Annotated in this window: 16 protein-coding genes; 10 read left to right on the plus strand and 6 right to left on the minus strand. The window is 71.9% G+C overall.

Going from position 1 to position 13,674, the window contains the following annotated elements; genetic code table 11:
• The first annotated feature begins 242 nt into the window (after nucleotides 1-242).
• Genes AC5JJ1_RS06210 through AC5JJ1_RS06220 form a run of 3 tightly spaced genes read left to right on the plus strand, consistent with a single transcriptional unit; the run spans nucleotide 243 to nucleotide 2,083 of the window.
• Nucleotides 243-1,475, plus strand: a complete 1,233-nt coding sequence (locus AC5JJ1_RS06210) for a Coenzyme F420 hydrogenase/dehydrogenase, beta subunit C-terminal domain (protein ID WP_495784237.1) — start codon at nucleotides 243-245, stop codon at nucleotides 1,473-1,475.
• Between the two features lie 43 nt (nucleotides 1,476-1,518).
• Entirely contained in the window at nucleotides 1,519-1,773 is a 255-nt protein-coding gene (locus AC5JJ1_RS06215) for an Lrp/AsnC ligand binding domain-containing protein (RefSeq protein WP_495750186.1), read from the plus strand.
• A 58-nt stretch (nucleotides 1,774-1,831) separates the two neighbouring features.
• Complete coding sequence (locus tag AC5JJ1_RS06220; protein ID WP_495784238.1) at nucleotides 1,832-2,083, plus strand: hypothetical protein; 252 nt, start codon at nucleotides 1,832-1,834, stop codon at nucleotides 2,081-2,083.
• A 3-nt stretch (nucleotides 2,084-2,086) separates the two neighbouring features.
• On the opposite strand, the gene AC5JJ1_RS06225 is transcribed toward AC5JJ1_RS06220, so the two are convergent.
• The 3 genes from AC5JJ1_RS06225 to ggt are packed head-to-tail and all read right to left on the minus strand — an operon-like array spanning nucleotide 2,087 to nucleotide 5,693.
• Nucleotides 2,087-3,583 (minus strand): amidase, encoded by a 1,497-nt coding sequence (locus AC5JJ1_RS06225; protein ID WP_495784239.1) that lies wholly within the window; start codon nucleotides 3,581-3,583, stop codon nucleotides 2,087-2,089.
• Nucleotides 3,580-4,074: an O-acetyl-ADP-ribose deacetylase gene (locus AC5JJ1_RS06230; protein WP_495784240.1), complete on the minus strand. Its 495-nt coding sequence runs from the start codon at nucleotides 4,072-4,074 to the stop codon at nucleotides 3,580-3,582. Before AC5JJ1_RS06230 ends, AC5JJ1_RS06225 begins: the two co-directional genes overlap by 4 nt.
• A 5-nt stretch (nucleotides 4,075-4,079) precedes the next feature.
• Nucleotides 4,080-5,693 (minus strand): gamma-glutamyltransferase, encoded by a 1,614-nt coding sequence (gene ggt / locus AC5JJ1_RS06235; protein ID WP_495784241.1) that lies wholly within the window; start codon nucleotides 5,691-5,693, stop codon nucleotides 4,080-4,082.
• A 118-nt stretch (nucleotides 5,694-5,811) separates the two neighbouring features.
• Here ggt and AC5JJ1_RS06240 point away from each other — a divergent pair, with 118 nt between their 5' ends.
• Both AC5JJ1_RS06240 and gpt read left to right on the plus strand, forming a co-directional pair.
• Entirely contained in the window at nucleotides 5,812-6,153 is a 342-nt protein-coding gene (locus AC5JJ1_RS06240; protein ID WP_495784242.1) for a tRNA-binding protein, read from the plus strand.
• On the plus strand, nucleotides 6,153-6,629 hold the full coding sequence (gene gpt, locus AC5JJ1_RS06245) for a xanthine phosphoribosyltransferase (RefSeq protein ID WP_495784243.1): 477 nt from the start codon (nucleotides 6,153-6,155) through the stop codon (nucleotides 6,627-6,629). Before AC5JJ1_RS06240 ends, gpt begins: the two co-directional genes overlap by 1 nt.
• A 4-nt stretch (nucleotides 6,630-6,633) precedes the next feature.
• On the opposite strand, the gene AC5JJ1_RS06250 is transcribed toward gpt, so the two are convergent.
• The gene (locus AC5JJ1_RS06250; RefSeq protein ID WP_495784244.1) at nucleotides 6,634-7,941 is read right to left on the minus strand and encodes a hemolysin family protein; all 1,308 of its coding nucleotides are present in this window, start codon (nucleotides 7,939-7,941) and stop codon (nucleotides 6,634-6,636) included.
• Nucleotides 7,942-8,028: 87 nt separating this feature from the next.
• On the opposite strand from AC5JJ1_RS06250, the gene AC5JJ1_RS06255 reads away from it, so the two are divergent.
• From AC5JJ1_RS06255 to AC5JJ1_RS06275, 5 genes are all read left to right on the plus strand, one after another.
• A complete protein-coding gene (locus tag AC5JJ1_RS06255; protein ID WP_495784245.1) occupies nucleotides 8,029-8,472 on the plus strand; it encodes a DUF3429 domain-containing protein in 444 nt (147 codons plus the stop codon).
• 67 nt (nucleotides 8,473-8,539) lie between these two features.
• Nucleotides 8,540-8,818, plus strand: coding sequence for a hypothetical protein (locus AC5JJ1_RS06260; protein ID WP_495784246.1), 279 nt, complete (start codon nucleotides 8,540-8,542; stop codon nucleotides 8,816-8,818).
• An 84-nt stretch (nucleotides 8,819-8,902) separates the two neighbouring features.
• Nucleotides 8,903-9,532, plus strand: coding sequence for a bifunctional 4-hydroxy-2-oxoglutarate aldolase/2-dehydro-3-deoxy-phosphogluconate aldolase (locus tag AC5JJ1_RS06265; protein WP_495784247.1), 630 nt, complete (start codon nucleotides 8,903-8,905; stop codon nucleotides 9,530-9,532).
• An 11-nt stretch (nucleotides 9,533-9,543) separates the two neighbouring features.
• On the plus strand, nucleotides 9,544-10,473 hold the full coding sequence (locus tag AC5JJ1_RS06270) for a sugar kinase (RefSeq protein WP_495784248.1): 930 nt from the start codon (nucleotides 9,544-9,546) through the stop codon (nucleotides 10,471-10,473).
• Between the two features lie 41 nt (nucleotides 10,474-10,514).
• The gene (locus tag AC5JJ1_RS06275; RefSeq protein WP_495784249.1) at nucleotides 10,515-10,916 is read left to right on the plus strand and encodes a hypothetical protein; all 402 of its coding nucleotides are present in this window, start codon (nucleotides 10,515-10,517) and stop codon (nucleotides 10,914-10,916) included.
• Here AC5JJ1_RS06275 and AC5JJ1_RS06280 read toward each other — a convergent pair whose 3' ends face one another.
• Both AC5JJ1_RS06280 and AC5JJ1_RS06285 read right to left on the minus strand, forming a co-directional pair.
• Nucleotides 10,917-12,410: a M81 family metallopeptidase gene (locus AC5JJ1_RS06280; RefSeq protein WP_495784250.1), complete on the minus strand. Its 1,494-nt coding sequence runs from the start codon at nucleotides 12,408-12,410 to the stop codon at nucleotides 10,917-10,919. It lies immediately after the preceding gene.
• Between the two features lie 5 nt (nucleotides 12,411-12,415).
• Nucleotides 12,416-13,672, minus strand: coding sequence for a Zn-dependent hydrolase (locus AC5JJ1_RS06285; RefSeq protein WP_495784251.1), 1,257 nt, complete (start codon nucleotides 13,670-13,672; stop codon nucleotides 12,416-12,418).
• Nucleotides 13,673-13,674: the final 2 nt, after the last annotated feature.

Raw genomic sequence — 13,674 nt, forward strand, 5'->3', positions numbered from 1 at the left:
GCAGGCGCCGGAGACCAGCCCAACATAGCCGGCACCAAGGACCGCAATGCGCATCATTCCTACTCCGTCTGGGTGCATCCGTCAGGCGGGCTGCCTAGCCCGCCGCTGGATGGCATGCAACGAAACCCCGCCGAAGCGCCGGTCACGACAGGCGGCGCCACGCAGTCGTGGTACGGCACTCCCCCGGTGCCGGCGGATGGCCTAGGCTGGCCGGGAACGACGAGGAAGGGCGTATCCTGCCTATGGACCAAGCCGCCCTGCACCGGCCCCCGCTCCGCCCTGCCATCCCGCGCAACCTCTGCACCGATTGCGGCGTCTCCCGCAGCGCCGACCCCGGCGCCTGCGGCCGCGCCTGCCAGTTCATCCGTCCCGATTATGCCGGGTTGGAGGCCCGCGTCCATGGCCGCCCGCGCGACCCGGCCCGGCCGGACGAGCTCTATTTCGGCCCCTTCCGGCGGATGCTCCGCGCCTCCCTCGCCCCGGCGCGGCCCGGCGCCCAGTGGACCGGCATCACCACCCGCCTGGCGGAACGGCTGCTGGAGACCGGCGCCGTCGATGCCGTCCTCGCCATGGCGCCGGACCCGGAGGACCGCTGGCGCCCCGTCCCGGTGCTGGTCACCCGGCCGGAGGGCATGGCCGAGTGCCGCGGCATGCGGATGGGCTACGCCCCGCTCCTCGCCCTTTTGGAGCCCGCCCGGGCCGCCGGCCATAGGCGCCTTGCCGTCATCGGCATCCCCTGCCAGGTCTATGCCCTGCGGGCCCTGGAGGCGGAGCTCGGCTTCGAGCGGCTCTACGTCATCGGCACACCCTGCTCGGACAACACGACGACCGAGCGCTTCCACCAGTTCCTCTCGCTGCTCGCCGAGGACCCGGCGACCATCACCTATCTGGAGTTCCGCGCCGACTACCATGTCGAGCTGCGCTTTGCCGACGGACGGGTGAAGGCCATTCCCTTCCTCCAGCTCCCGCTCTCCCGCCTGCCAGCCGACTTCTTCCCCCTCACCTGCCGGAGCTGCGTCGACTACACCAATGTCCTCGCCGATGTGACCGTCGGCTACATGGCCGGCGAGGGCGAGCAATGGCTGCTGGTCCGCAACGCCCGCGGCGAGGAGCTGCTCGGCCTGGTCGAAGGCGAGCTGCGCCTCTCGGCACCGGGCTCGGCCGGCCGGCGGCAGGGCGCCGTCCGCGGCTTCCTTGCCAATACGGAGCGCGCCGCCGGGGGCCTGCCGCTCCGCCGCATGCCGGCCTGGCTGCGCCCGCTGGTCGGCTGGCTGATGCCGAGGGTCGGCCCGCGCGGCCTGGAATTCGCCCGCGCCCGGCTGGAAATGAAGGCGGTGGAGACGGTGCTCCACCTCCGCCGCGAGGTGCCGGCGCGGATGAAATCCATGGTCCCGCCCCATGTCTGGGCGCTCGTTGCGCCGTATGGCCTGGCTCCCCGCCCCGGCGAGCGGCGGGGGACTCGGGACAGCGCCTGAAGCGCGCTACAAGACGCGCCGAACCCCGCGAGAGGAGAGGCCGATGCGCGCGATATTCGTCCAGATCAAATGCGAGATGGGCCATGCCTACCGCGTCGCCCGCGCCATGGCCGACACCATCCCCGAGCTCTCCGAGATGCATTCCATCTCCGGCCAGTACGACCTGATGGGGAAGTTCTACCTGGAGCCCGACCAGGATATCGGCCTCTTCGTGGTCGAGACGCTGCAGACCGTGCCCGGAGTGAAGGACACCTACACGCTGCAGACATTCAACGCCTTCTCGGCCACGAGAGATTGAACTGGCCTGCCACGGTATCGCCGCGAAGCTGAGGCCTCATGGCGTCGAGGAGAAGGCCATGATCCAACGTTTCGCCGCCGCTGCACTGCTCTCGTCCAGCCTGCTGCTGGCCGGCTGCCAGAACCCGGACGGCTCCACCAACTGGGGCAACACCGCCCTGCTCGGGGCCGGCGTCGGCGTCGCGGCGGCCCTGGCCGCGGGCGCCGCGAGCGACAATCCCCGGCCCTATTACCGCAACCGCGGCTATTACCGGGACGCGCCGCGCTACGGCTACGGCGGTGGCTATGGCCGGCCCTATCGCGGCTGGTGAGGCTCAGTCGAAGGTCCGGAACTCCGGCATCCCGCTGATCGGCGGGGCCTGGCGAAGCGCCGCCAGGTCCGGCACCGGCCGGCCGAGCATCGCATCCCCACGGCAGGCCGCCTCGATCGCCGCCGCCACGCCGAGCACGAAGGCATCGCCGCCCCGCGGCCCCACGATCTGCAGGCCGAAGGGCATCCCCCGCGCATCGAGCCCCATCGGCAGGCTGATCGCCGGGTGGCCGGTCAGCGTCACGTAATAGGCCAGCGCCAGCCAGTGGAAATAAGTCCGCGTCGGCTGGCCGTTGATTTCCTTCGGGTAGAGCTCCCGCCAGTTGCGCGGGCTGATGGTGATGGCCGGCGTCACCAGCACGTCATGCTCGTCGAAGAAGCGCTGGAAGTTGCGGTAGATGCGGGTCTGCAGCTCAGCGGCGCGGGCGGCATCGGCCAGGCTGTAGCGCAGCCCTTCCTCCACATTCGCATGCAGGTTCGGACCACAATCCTGCGGCCGGGTCCGGACCTTCTCGGCATGGGCGGTCAGCACCCCCTGGGCGCGCAGCACCTCAAAGGCCTCGTCACCGCCCGAGCAGTCCGGGTGGGTGGCCTCGGCGCGGGCGAAAAGCGGGGCGATGGCGGCGACGCGCGCCTGGAAGGCCTCGCGCACCACCCGCTCGGTCGGGGCCTGGCCGAAATCCTCGGAGAAGGCGAGCTTCAGCGTCGAGAGGTCGAGGCTGCGCGGCGGGCTGAACAGCGCCGGCTCGCCGCGCACCGGGCGGGCGTGGAGCGTATAAGCCAGCGGGTCCCGCGCATCGTCCGAGGCCATCACCGAGAGGAACAGGCAGGTGTCGCCGACATCGCGCGCCATCGGGCCGAGCACCGGGAGGGGCGACCAGCCATGCGGGCGCTTCTCGTTGGTGACGAGGCCGGGGCTCGGGCGGTAGCCGACGATGCCGTTGAAAGCGGCCGGGTTGCGGAGAGAGCCGCCGGTGTCCGAGCCGGAGCAGAGGGGCGCCATGCCGGCCGCCAGGGCGACGGCCGAACCGCCCGAGGAGCCGGCGGCCGAGCGGGTATTGTCGAAGGCATTCCCCGTCGCGCCGCAGACCCGGTTGCGGGTATTGGCGCCGAGGCCGAATTCTGGCGTGTTGGTCTTCCCGATGATGACGCCGCCGGCGGCGCGGATGCGGGCGACCATGCCGCTGTCCTCGGGCGCGACGTGGTCGGCGAAGATCGGGCTGCCATAGGTCGTCTTGAGGCCGCGGGCGTCGTACAGGTCCTTGATGCCGACTGGCAGCCCGTGCAGCGCGCCCAGATGCTCGCCCCCCATCACCGCCGCCTCGGCCGCGCGAGCCGCGGCGCGGGACGCCTCGTCGTCGCGCGTGACCATGGCGTTGACCGCCGGATTCACCTCGTCGATCCGCCTGAGGCAGCTCTCCAGCAACTCGACGGGCGAGAGCGCCTTCCGGCCGATCAGCCGCCGCGCCTCGAGGGCGCTGAGGTCGCAGGGTTCGGTCATCCGGCGAGTTCCTTCTCGTAAAGAGCCAGCGTGCGGTCATCGAAACAGGCGAAGACCACCTCGATCGGCCCATGCGCCACCAGGTCCTCCCGCACCGTGACCACGGCGATGCGGACGGCCTGCTCGGGCGGATAGCCATAGATGCCGGTGGAGATGGCCGGGAAGGCGATGGAGCGGAGCCCGCCCGCGCGCAGCAGGGCGAGGCTCGACCGGTAGGCCGAGGCCAGCAGCCCCGGCTCCCCCTCCGTCCCGCCGCGCCAGACCGGCCCGACGGCGTGGATCACATGCCGCGCCTTCAGCCGAAAGCCCGGGGTGATGCGCGCCTCCCCGGTGGGGCAGCCGCCGAGCTTGCGGCAGGCGGCCAGCAGCTCCGGCCCCGCCGCGCGATGCACGGCGCCATCAACGCCCCCGCCGCCGCGCAGCCCCGCATTCGCCGCCGTCACCACCGCATCGACGTCGAGGGTGATGATGTCCGCCTTGATCGCGCGCATGGCGGCTAGAAGCCCAGCGCGCAGCCATCCTTCCGCGGGTCGCTCCCGCCGACCAGCAGCCCCGCCTTGCGGTCGATGAAGATCGCCTGCCCGCCGCCATGCGGCTTGTCGATCAGCGCCACCTCATGGCCGAGCCGGCTGAGCCGGTCGAGGACGGCCGACGGGATGTTCCGCTCCACCTCGACCACGCCCTTGGCCAGCGAGGGGAAGAGGCGCGGGCAGTCGATCGCCTCCTGCACGTCGAGGCCGAATTCGAAGTGGTTGGTCAGGAAGAGCGTCTGCCCCATCGGCTGGAAATGCCCTCCCATCACGCCATAGGGCATGATGGCCTCCCCATCCTTCATCACCATGCCCGGGATGATGGTGTGCATCGGCCGCTTGTTGGGCGCGATGCAGTTCGGGTGGCCCTCCTGCAGGCGGAAGCCGTAGCCGCGGTTGTGCAGCATCACGCCTGAATTCTCGGCCAGGATGCCGCTGCCGAAGCTCTCGAAGAGGCTGTTGATGAAGGAGCAGGCATTGCCCTCCTCATCGACGACGCAGAGATAGACGGTGTCCTTGTGCTTCGCCGAGTCGCTGGTCCCGGCCGGCGGCAGGACCTTCATCGCCCGCTCGTCGCTGATCAGGCCGCGCAGCCGGGCGAGGTAGGCCGGGTCCATCAGCGCCTCGACCGGCACGTCGACCTGCGCCGGGTCGGCGAGGAAGGCGTCGCGGTCGCGATAGACCAGCCGCGCCGCCTCGATATGGCGGTGGTAGCGCTCGGCGCTGACCGGCCCGGCCTCCGGCGTCTCGAAGCCATCGAGGATGCCGAGCAGCTGGAGGACGTGCAGACCGGAGCCATTGGGCGGGCACTGATAGACCTCCATCCCGCGCCAGGCCGTCCTGATCGGCTCGACGAACTCCGCCCCGCGCAGGCTGCGGGCGAAATCCTCCTCGGTATGGAGGCCGCCGAGCGCCTGCAGCGCCGCGACCATGTCGGCCGCGACCTCGCCCTCGTAGAAGCCGCGCGCCCCCTTGGTGGCGATGGTGCGGAGCGTCCGGCCCAACTCCGGCTGGACGAAGCGGTGGCCGATGCGTGGCGCCGCGCCATCGACCAGGAAGCGGCGCGCGGAGGCCTCGTTGCCGCGCAGCTTGTCGGCCGCCGCCGCCCAATCGGCCGCGACCCGGGCATGGACGGGCCAGCCCTCCTCGGCGCAGCGGATCGCCGGGCGCAGCAGCTCGCCCAGCTCCTTCCGGCCGTAGGTCTTGTTCAGCAGCTCCCAGCCCGAGACGGCGGTCGGGACGGTGACGACATGCGGCGAGGTCGGGCTTAGCGCATTCACCTGGCGGGAGCGCAGCGCCTCCGGCGTCGAGGCGGCCGGCGCCCGGCCGGAGCCGTTCAGCGCAATGACCTTGCCGGTCCCGGCCGGCGCATAGAGGCAGAAGCAGTCGCCGCCGATGCCGGTGCTCTGCGGCTCCACCACGCCGAGCACGGCGACCGCGGCGATCGCCGCATCCAGCGCATTGCCGCCCCGCTGCAGGACCTCGAGCGCGGTGAAGGTGGCGATCGGCATGGAGGTGGCCGCCATGCCGCGGGTGCCGTATACGGCGCTGCGGCCAGGGGCGTGAAAATCGCGCTTCATGGTGCTCGTCCGTCCTGTGCTCTTCCGGGGCGTTTCCGTCGGATGTCGTTTTGGCGGCAGCAGACGGCTTCGGCAAGCCGCCTTGCTCCGGCGATCCCGCCCGGAGTATTCCGAACGCATGAGCGAGCCCATCAGCTATGCGGATTTCGAGCGGGTCGACATCCGCGTCGGCACCATCACGGATGCGCAGCCCTTCCCGGAGGCGCGCAAGCCGGCCATCAAACTCTGGGTCGATTTCGGCGGCGAGATCGGGGTGAAGCGCTCCTCCGCCCAGCTCACCGCCCACTACAAGCCGGACCAGCTGATTGGCCGGCAGGTGGTGGCCGTGGTCAATTTTCCGCCCCGCCAGATCGGCCCGGTGATGAGCGAGGTGCTGGTGCTCGGCGTGCCGGACGCGAACGGCGCCGTCGTGCTGCTGAAGCCCGACCTCGCCGTCCCCAAGGGCGGGAAGATGTTCTGATGGCCGAGAAATACTACACCGTCGGCTGGGAGCAGCTGCACCGCGACAGCAAGGCGCTGGCCTGGCGCCTCATGGAGCGTGGACCTTTCAAGGGAGTCGTCGCCATCACCCGCGGCGGCATGATCCCCGGCGCCATCGTCGCCCGCGAGCTGGAATGCCGCCTGCTCGAGACCGTCTCCGTCGTCACCTATGACGAGGAGGCGATGGGCGAGCCGCAGGTGGTGAAGCCGCCCGTCGCCGCCGGCGATGGCGAGGGCTGGCTGGTGGTCGACGACCTGGTCGATACCGGCACCACGGCGAAGGTCGTCCGCGCCCTGCTGCCGCGGGCCCATCTGGCGACGGTCTATGCCAAGCCCGCCGGCAAGCCGCTGGTCGACACCTTCATCACCGAGGTGAGCCAGGACACCTGGATCCTCTTCCCCTGGGACACGGAGGCGCAGTTCGTCGCGCCCATCGCGCGGAAGGCCGGAAAGTAGGCGGCTAGACGGCGCCCACCGCCTCCTCCCGCGTCGCCAGCACCTTGTCGACCCGCCGCCCGTCCATGTCGACGATCTCGAAGCGCCAGCCGGCCCAGACGATGCGGTCGCCCTCCTTCGGCACGCGGCGCAGCAGCGCCAGCATCAGCCCGGCGACCGTATGGTAGCTGCCCTGATAGGGCAGCTCCGGCAGGTCGAGCCGTGCCCGCAGCTCGTCGCTCGGCATGCTGCCCTCCAGCAGCAGGCTGCCATCGCTCCGCGTCACCGGGTCGCCGGCCACCTGCGGCGCCTCCCCGGAGCCGAGCTCGCCGATGATCGCCTCCAGCAGGTCGAAGGCGGTCACAACCCCCTCGAAGCTGCCATACTCGTCGAGCACGACAGCGATGCCGATGGTGTCGTGCCGCATCCGGTCCAGCGCATCGAGGGCGTTGAGGTTGTCCGGCAGCACCAGCGGCTGGCGCAGCACCCGGGCGAGCGAGAGCGGCGATCCCTCCAGCGCCTGGTCCAGCAGGTCCTTCGCCACGACGACGCCCACCACGTTGTCGATCCGCCGGTCGGCGACGACGAAGCGCGTCACATCCTGCGACCTCAGCGCCGCGGCGATATCCGCCGGCGAGGCATTGCGGTCGAGCCAGGCGACGTCGTTGCGTGGCGTCATCAGCGCGCGGACCGGCTTGTCGGCGAGGCGCAGAACCCGCTCGATCATGTGCCGTTCCTCATGCTCGAGCACGCCGGCCTCCGCCCCCTCGGCGACGACCGCCTTCACCTCCTCCTCGGTCACCGCCTGGTCGTTGGCTGGGGCCGGACCGAACAGGCGGAGGACCAGGTTGGAGGAGAGGCTGAGCACCCAGACGATCGGCCCCGTCACCCGCGACAGCACCGTCATCGGCCGGGCGACGGCGACCGCCACCCGCTCCGGGTCGCGGAGCGCCAACTGCTTCGGCACCAGCTCGCCGATGATCAGGTTGGCATAGGCGATCAGCAGCACGACGAGGGCGAAGGCCACCTCAGTGGCGAAGGGGGCGAAGCCCGGGATCGCCGACAAGGCCTCGCCCAAGGGCCCCGCCAGCCGCGCGCCGCCGAAGACGCCGGCCAGGATCCCGACCAAGCTGATGCCGATCTGCACCGTCGGCAGGAAGCGCTGCGGGTCTTCGGCCAGCGCAAGCGCCGCCTCCGCGCCCGGGCTGCCGCGCCGCTGCATCGCCAGCAGCCTGCCGCGCCGGGCGGAGACGATGGCGAGCTCGCTCATGGCGAAGAGCCCGTTCAACACCACCAGCAGGAGGAGGATCGCCACTTCGATGAATGTCGCCATGGCCGCTTTCTAGGTCGGGCGGCGCCCGGGCGGTAGGCCCGGCCTTGCCCTCGCCGGACATCGCCCGATCTGCGCAGAATGAGCCCCATGCCCACTCCCGCCATCTGGCTCGGCGCCGCCGGCCTGCTGCCCTTCCTCGCCACCGCACTGCTCTCCTGGCTGCTGCCGCCGGAGACGCAGGGCATCGCCCTCTTCGCGCTCGCCGCTTACGGCATGGTGATCCTAAGCTTCCTCGGCGCCGTGCATTGGGGCCTCGCCCTCTACGCGCCGGCGGCGGAGGCGCGCTACGCCGCCCCGCGGCTCGGGCTCGGGGTGGTGCCGGCGCTCATCGCCTGGGCGGCGCTGCTGCTGCCGCCGGTGCCGGGGCTCAGCCTGCTCGCCGCCGCGATCCTGGCGACGGCGGCGGTCGAGAGCCTCGCCGCCCGGCGCGGTCTCGTCCCCCTCGGCTATCTCCGCCTGCGCTGGGTGCTCAGCCTCGGCGCGGCCTGCTGCCTGCTGGCCGGGGCAGCGGCAGTCCTTATCAGCGTTTAAAGATCTTTACCTTTTTGTTCAGACGTTTTACGTTTTCTTAGACGTTCGAGAGGTAATCGCCACGACCTTGACCGTCGAGATCCTCCCCTTTCCGGAAAAGCCGGGGGATCGCCTGCGGCGGGCGCTGCGCGCCCTCGACGCCGCGCTCACCGAGCAGGGCGCTGCCGTCGCCGGGCTGCGGCGGGAGCTCGGCGCGCTCTTCGGCGCGGTCGAGGACCTCGGCGGCTCGCTCGAGTCCTATCGCCACAGCCTTGCCGAGGCGCAGGACGCCGCGCTCGGCGCCCATGCCGAGGCCCGCCGCCTCGAAGCCACGGCGGATGCCATGCTGGCCGCCTGCCGGGGCTGACCCCCTTGCGGCAGGCGTCGAAACGCGCTCCCGATAGCACCGGGCGCCGGGGCTGACGGCGCCGCGGGAGCAAAGCGTCACGCCATGAGCCATCCCCTGTTGCCGGTCCTGCGCCGGGCCCGCGTAGTGCCCGTGGTCCGCACCTCGACCGCCGCCCATGCCGCGACCGCCTGCGCTTGGCTCCGCGAAGCGGGGATCACGGTGCTGGAGATCACCCTCACCACGCCGGACGCCGTAGCCCTGATGAGGGAGCTGGCGGCCGAGCCGGGCTTGCTGGTCGGGGCCGGCACCGTGCCGGATGAGGACGCGGCCGAGGCCTGCCTCGCCGCCGGTGCGCGCTTCCTGGTGACGCCCTGGGTCGATCCGGCGGTCATCGCCCTCGCCCACGCCGCCGGCGCCGCCGCCATGCCTGGCGCAATGACCCCCACCGAAATCCGCGCCGCGCTTGCCGCCGGCGCCGATGTGGTGAAGCTCTTCCCCGCCAGTTCCGCCGGTGGGCCGGCGCATGTGAAGGCACTGCGCGCCGTCTTCCCCGATGTTGCCTTCTGCCCGACCGGCGGCGTCGATGCGGGCAACGCCCCCGCCTATCTGGCCGCGGGCGCCGCCTTCGTCGGCATCGGCGGCAAGCTGGTGGACGAGGCCCGCATCGCCGCCGGCGACAAGACCGCCATCCTCCGCGCCGCGCATGAGGTGATGGGGATCGAGCAGGCCTGAGGGAGGAGGCCATGCCCGACATCCTTTGCATGGGCGAGCCGATGCTGGAGCTGAACCAGCAGCCGCCCGCCCCCGACGGCCGCGTGCTCTACCTGGAGGGCCAGGGCGGCGACACCAGCAACGCCGCCATCGCCGCCGCGCGCAGCGGCGCGAGCGTCGGCTATGTCACCGCCATCGGCCGCGACCGTCCGGGCGACGGCTTCCTGGCGCTCTGGCAACGCGAGGGCATCTCCACCGAGACGGTGCTGCGCCACCCCGACGCGCAGACCGGCCTCTACATCGTCACCCATGACGAGGGTGGCCACGACTTCACCTTCTACCGCAGCGGCAGCGCCGCCAGCCGCTACCGGCCGGAGGACGTGCCCGAGGCGGCGATCCGGGGCGCCAAGGTGCTGCACCTCTCCGGCATCAGCCAGGCGATCTCGACCAGCGCCTGCGACGCCGCCTTCCACGCCATCGCCACCGCCCGGGCGGCCGGGGTGCGCGTCTCCTACGACACCAACCTTCGGCTCCGCCTCTGGCCCGCCGCGCGGGCGGCGGCCCTCATCCACGCCGCCATCGCCCAGGCGGACATCGCCCTCCCCTCGCTCGAGGATGCACGGGCGCTGACCGGCCTCCACGCGCCCGAGGCGATCGCCGATTTCTACCTCCGCCTCGGGTGCCCGCTCGTCCTGCTGAAGCTCGGCGCCGAGGGCGTCCTGGTGGCACGTCCCGAGGGGTGCGTGCTCGTGCCTGGCTGCAAGGTCGCGGCGGTGGATGCGACCGGCGCCGGGGACACCTTCGCCGGCGCCTTCCTCGCCCGCCATCTGGGCGGCGACGACCCGGTGATGGCTGCCCGCTACGCCAATGCCGCCGCTGCCCTGTCCACGACCGGCTACGGCGCGGTGGCGCCGATCCCCCACCGGGCAGCGGTCGAGGCCTTCCTGGCGGCCCAGGGATGAGGCCGGTTTACTTGCGCTGCTGCGGCACGATATCGCCGGGCATGCGCCTCGGCCTGCTCCCACTCCTGCTCCTCCTCGGCTGCACCGCGCCGCCGGACGCCGCTGCGCCGAGCCTCGCCTCGCCCGACCCTGCCATGCGCTCCCTGGCCATCGGCCGGCTGGTGCGCGCCGGGCAAGCCTGCAACCTGATGCTCTCCGTCACCACCCTCGACCGCGCCGCCCGCATCGAGGCCGCGGCCCTCGAGCAGCGCGGGGGCGCCGCCGCACGCGACGAGTTCCTCCGCAGCATGGCGCCGCCCGATTTCGGCTCCGGCCGACAGGAGCACGATCGCTGGTGCGCCGGACAGCGGGCCGAAGTCGAGCGGATGAACGGCCTGCTCAGCAGCCCCGCCGGCGCCGCCCTTCTGCAGCAGGCCGACGTCGCCCGCGCGGTCCGCCGCTGATCACCGGTTGGCCCCCGGCCGCAGCCGCAGCGTCGGACGAAGGTTGGTGAAGGGCAGCGTGGCCGGATCCGCCACCACCGGCCCGGGCGCCGCGACCACCAGCACCTGCTCGGCGATCGGCTGAAAATCGGCGCGGAAATGCACGCTCGACTTCAGGGCGAGGATTGTCTGCTCCCTCGGCTCCACGCCGATATGGGTGAAGAGCGCCTGGTCCAGCGCCTGCATCTTCCGCGTCACCACGATCACCCGCACGCCGGAGGAAACGCGGATCAGCGCCGTCGGCCCGAGATCGGCCGGGTTCCCCCGCCCCATCGGTCCGGTGCAGGTGAAGCGCCCATCCGTCAGCGCCTCCACCACCGCGGTGACGGCGAGCGGCGCCCCGTCGCTCCTGCCACCGAGCAGGAGCGGCAACGTCGCGCCGATGCCCGCCGCATGGCAGGCCGCCGCACTCTCGGCGTCGTTGATGAGGCCGAGCACCGCCCCCTGCGCATCCTGCCGGATGAGCTCGGCCAGAAGCCCGGTCGTGTCGCCATACCCGCCGCCGCCCGGATTGTCCTGGGTATCCGCCATGACCACCGGCTTGGCGGCACTGCGGGCGATGGCGATGGCCTGCGCCACGCCCTCCGCCGCCGGGGCGACGCCGCCGGCGAATTCCGGCTCATGCGCGTCCATGTATGCCTTCAGCCCGGCGACGGCCGCATCCGCCGCCGCCTGCGTCTCCGCGTAGCCGGCGATGGCGACGCCGCAGCCCGGGAAATCCGCATAGGGAAAGCCGAAGCAGAAGGCGAGCTCGGCGGCGCCGTATTCGGCGGCCAGCCGCTCCCGCTCCTCCAGCACCGCCGACATCGGCGGCACCAGCGTGCATTGCATGGTGAGCGGGATCAGGAAATCGACCTCGGCGAAGGCCTTGGCCCAGGGCCGGCCGCGCCGGATGCGCTCCAGCAGCAGCCGCATCGCCTGCGCGCCCGCCGGCTTCATGTCCACATGCGGGTAGGTGCGGTAGGGCACCAGCGCATCCGCCAGCTCCGTCATGGCGCGCGTCATGTTGGCATGCGGGTCGAGGCTGACGGTCAGCGGCATCGCCGGCCCGACCACGGCGCGGATGCGGCGCAGCAGCTCGCCTTCCGCATCGTCGAAGCCGACCGCGACCATGGCGCCATGCAGCTCGAGGAAGATGCCGTCCAGCGGCCCCGCTTCCAGCGCATCCGACAGAGCGGCGAGCATCAGCGCCGCGATCCGCTCGAAGGCCTCGGCCGTGACCGGCCCCGCCGGGTTGGCGAAGCACCAGGTGAGCGGCGCCAGCGTCGCGCCCTCCGCCTCCGCCACCTCGATCGCGCCGGCGCAGGGGACGGAGGTCGGCCGCAGCGTCTCGATCAGCGTCGCCGGCCGTTGCAGGCCGGGGAAGCCGCCCGGGCGGAGGAACTCCGCCCAGCCGGTCGGCAGCGGGGCGAAGGAATGGCTCTCATGCTGGAAGCCGCCGATGGCGATGCGCATGCCCCTCATCCCTCCGCATTGGCCGCGGCGATGGCGGCATCCGCCAGCACCTGCATCCCAGCCATCGCCCATTCCGGGGTGATGCTTTCCGCCTCGTTGTGCGAAAGCCCGCCATGGCAGGGGGTGAAGACCATCACCGTCGGCACCCGCCGCGCCATGTAGACCGCATCGTGACCGATTGCGGTCGGCATCAGCCGGTACTTCAGCCCGCGCGCCTCGGCCCCCGCCAGCGCACGGGCGACGAGCGCCTGGTCGAAGGGCGTCAGCGGCGAATGCCAGAAGGGCGCGACGGTCGCCTTCACCCCGCGCGCCGCCGCGATCTCCCCGGCGCGCGCCGTCAGCGCCTCACCCATGCGGGCGAGCGCCTCCGGGTCGCTATGGCGGAAATCGACGCTGAAGAAAACGCGGCCCGGCGCCACGTTGCGCGAAGCGGGATAGACCTCGACCACGCCCACCGTCCCACGTCCTGGCTCGCCATTCGGGGCGAGGGTCCTGAGCGCGATCTCCTCGACCGCGGCGATGAGCGGCGCCGCCGCCATCATCGCGTCGCGCCGCCCCGCCATGGGCGAGCCGCCATGCGCATCCTCGCCCTCTACCGTCACCTCGAACCAGCTTTGGGCCAGCGCATGGGTGACGATGCCGACATCGAGCCCGGCATCCTCGAGCTGCTTGCCCTGCTCGATATGCAACTCGAGATAGGCGGCGACTTTTTGCAGCTCCGCCGGATCCGCCTCGCCCTGCCAGCCGATGCGCCGCAGCTCCTCGCCGAAGACGGCGCCATCGGCCGCACGCTTGGCCAGCACCTCGGCCTCGGTGAAGATGCCCATGGCGGCGCCGCTGCCCATCATCGGAGGCGAGAAGCGGGCGCCCTCCTCGTTGGTCCAGTTGATCAGCAGCAGCGGCGCCTCGGTCTCGGCCCCGGCCTCGTGCAACGCCCGCATGATCTCGAGCCCCGCCAGCACGCCGAGCACGCCGTCGAACTTCCCGCCCGTCGGCTGGGTATCGAGATGGCTGCCGATGGCGACCGGCGCGCGCGTCGGGTCCCTTCCCTCGCGCCGGAAGACCATGTTGCCAAGCCGGTCGACGGTCAGCGTCAGCCCGCAGGCCTCGCCCCAGCGGCGGAACAGCGCCCGCCCCTCGGCATCGAGGTCGGTGAGCGTCTGCCGGTTGCAGCCGCCCCTCAGCGTGCCGCCGATCTTCGCCATCTCCATCAGGCTCTCCCAGAGCCTGGTGCCGGAGAGCGGGAGGTTGGATGCCGACATGC

It is taken from the genome of Belnapia sp., assembly GCF_059504005.1.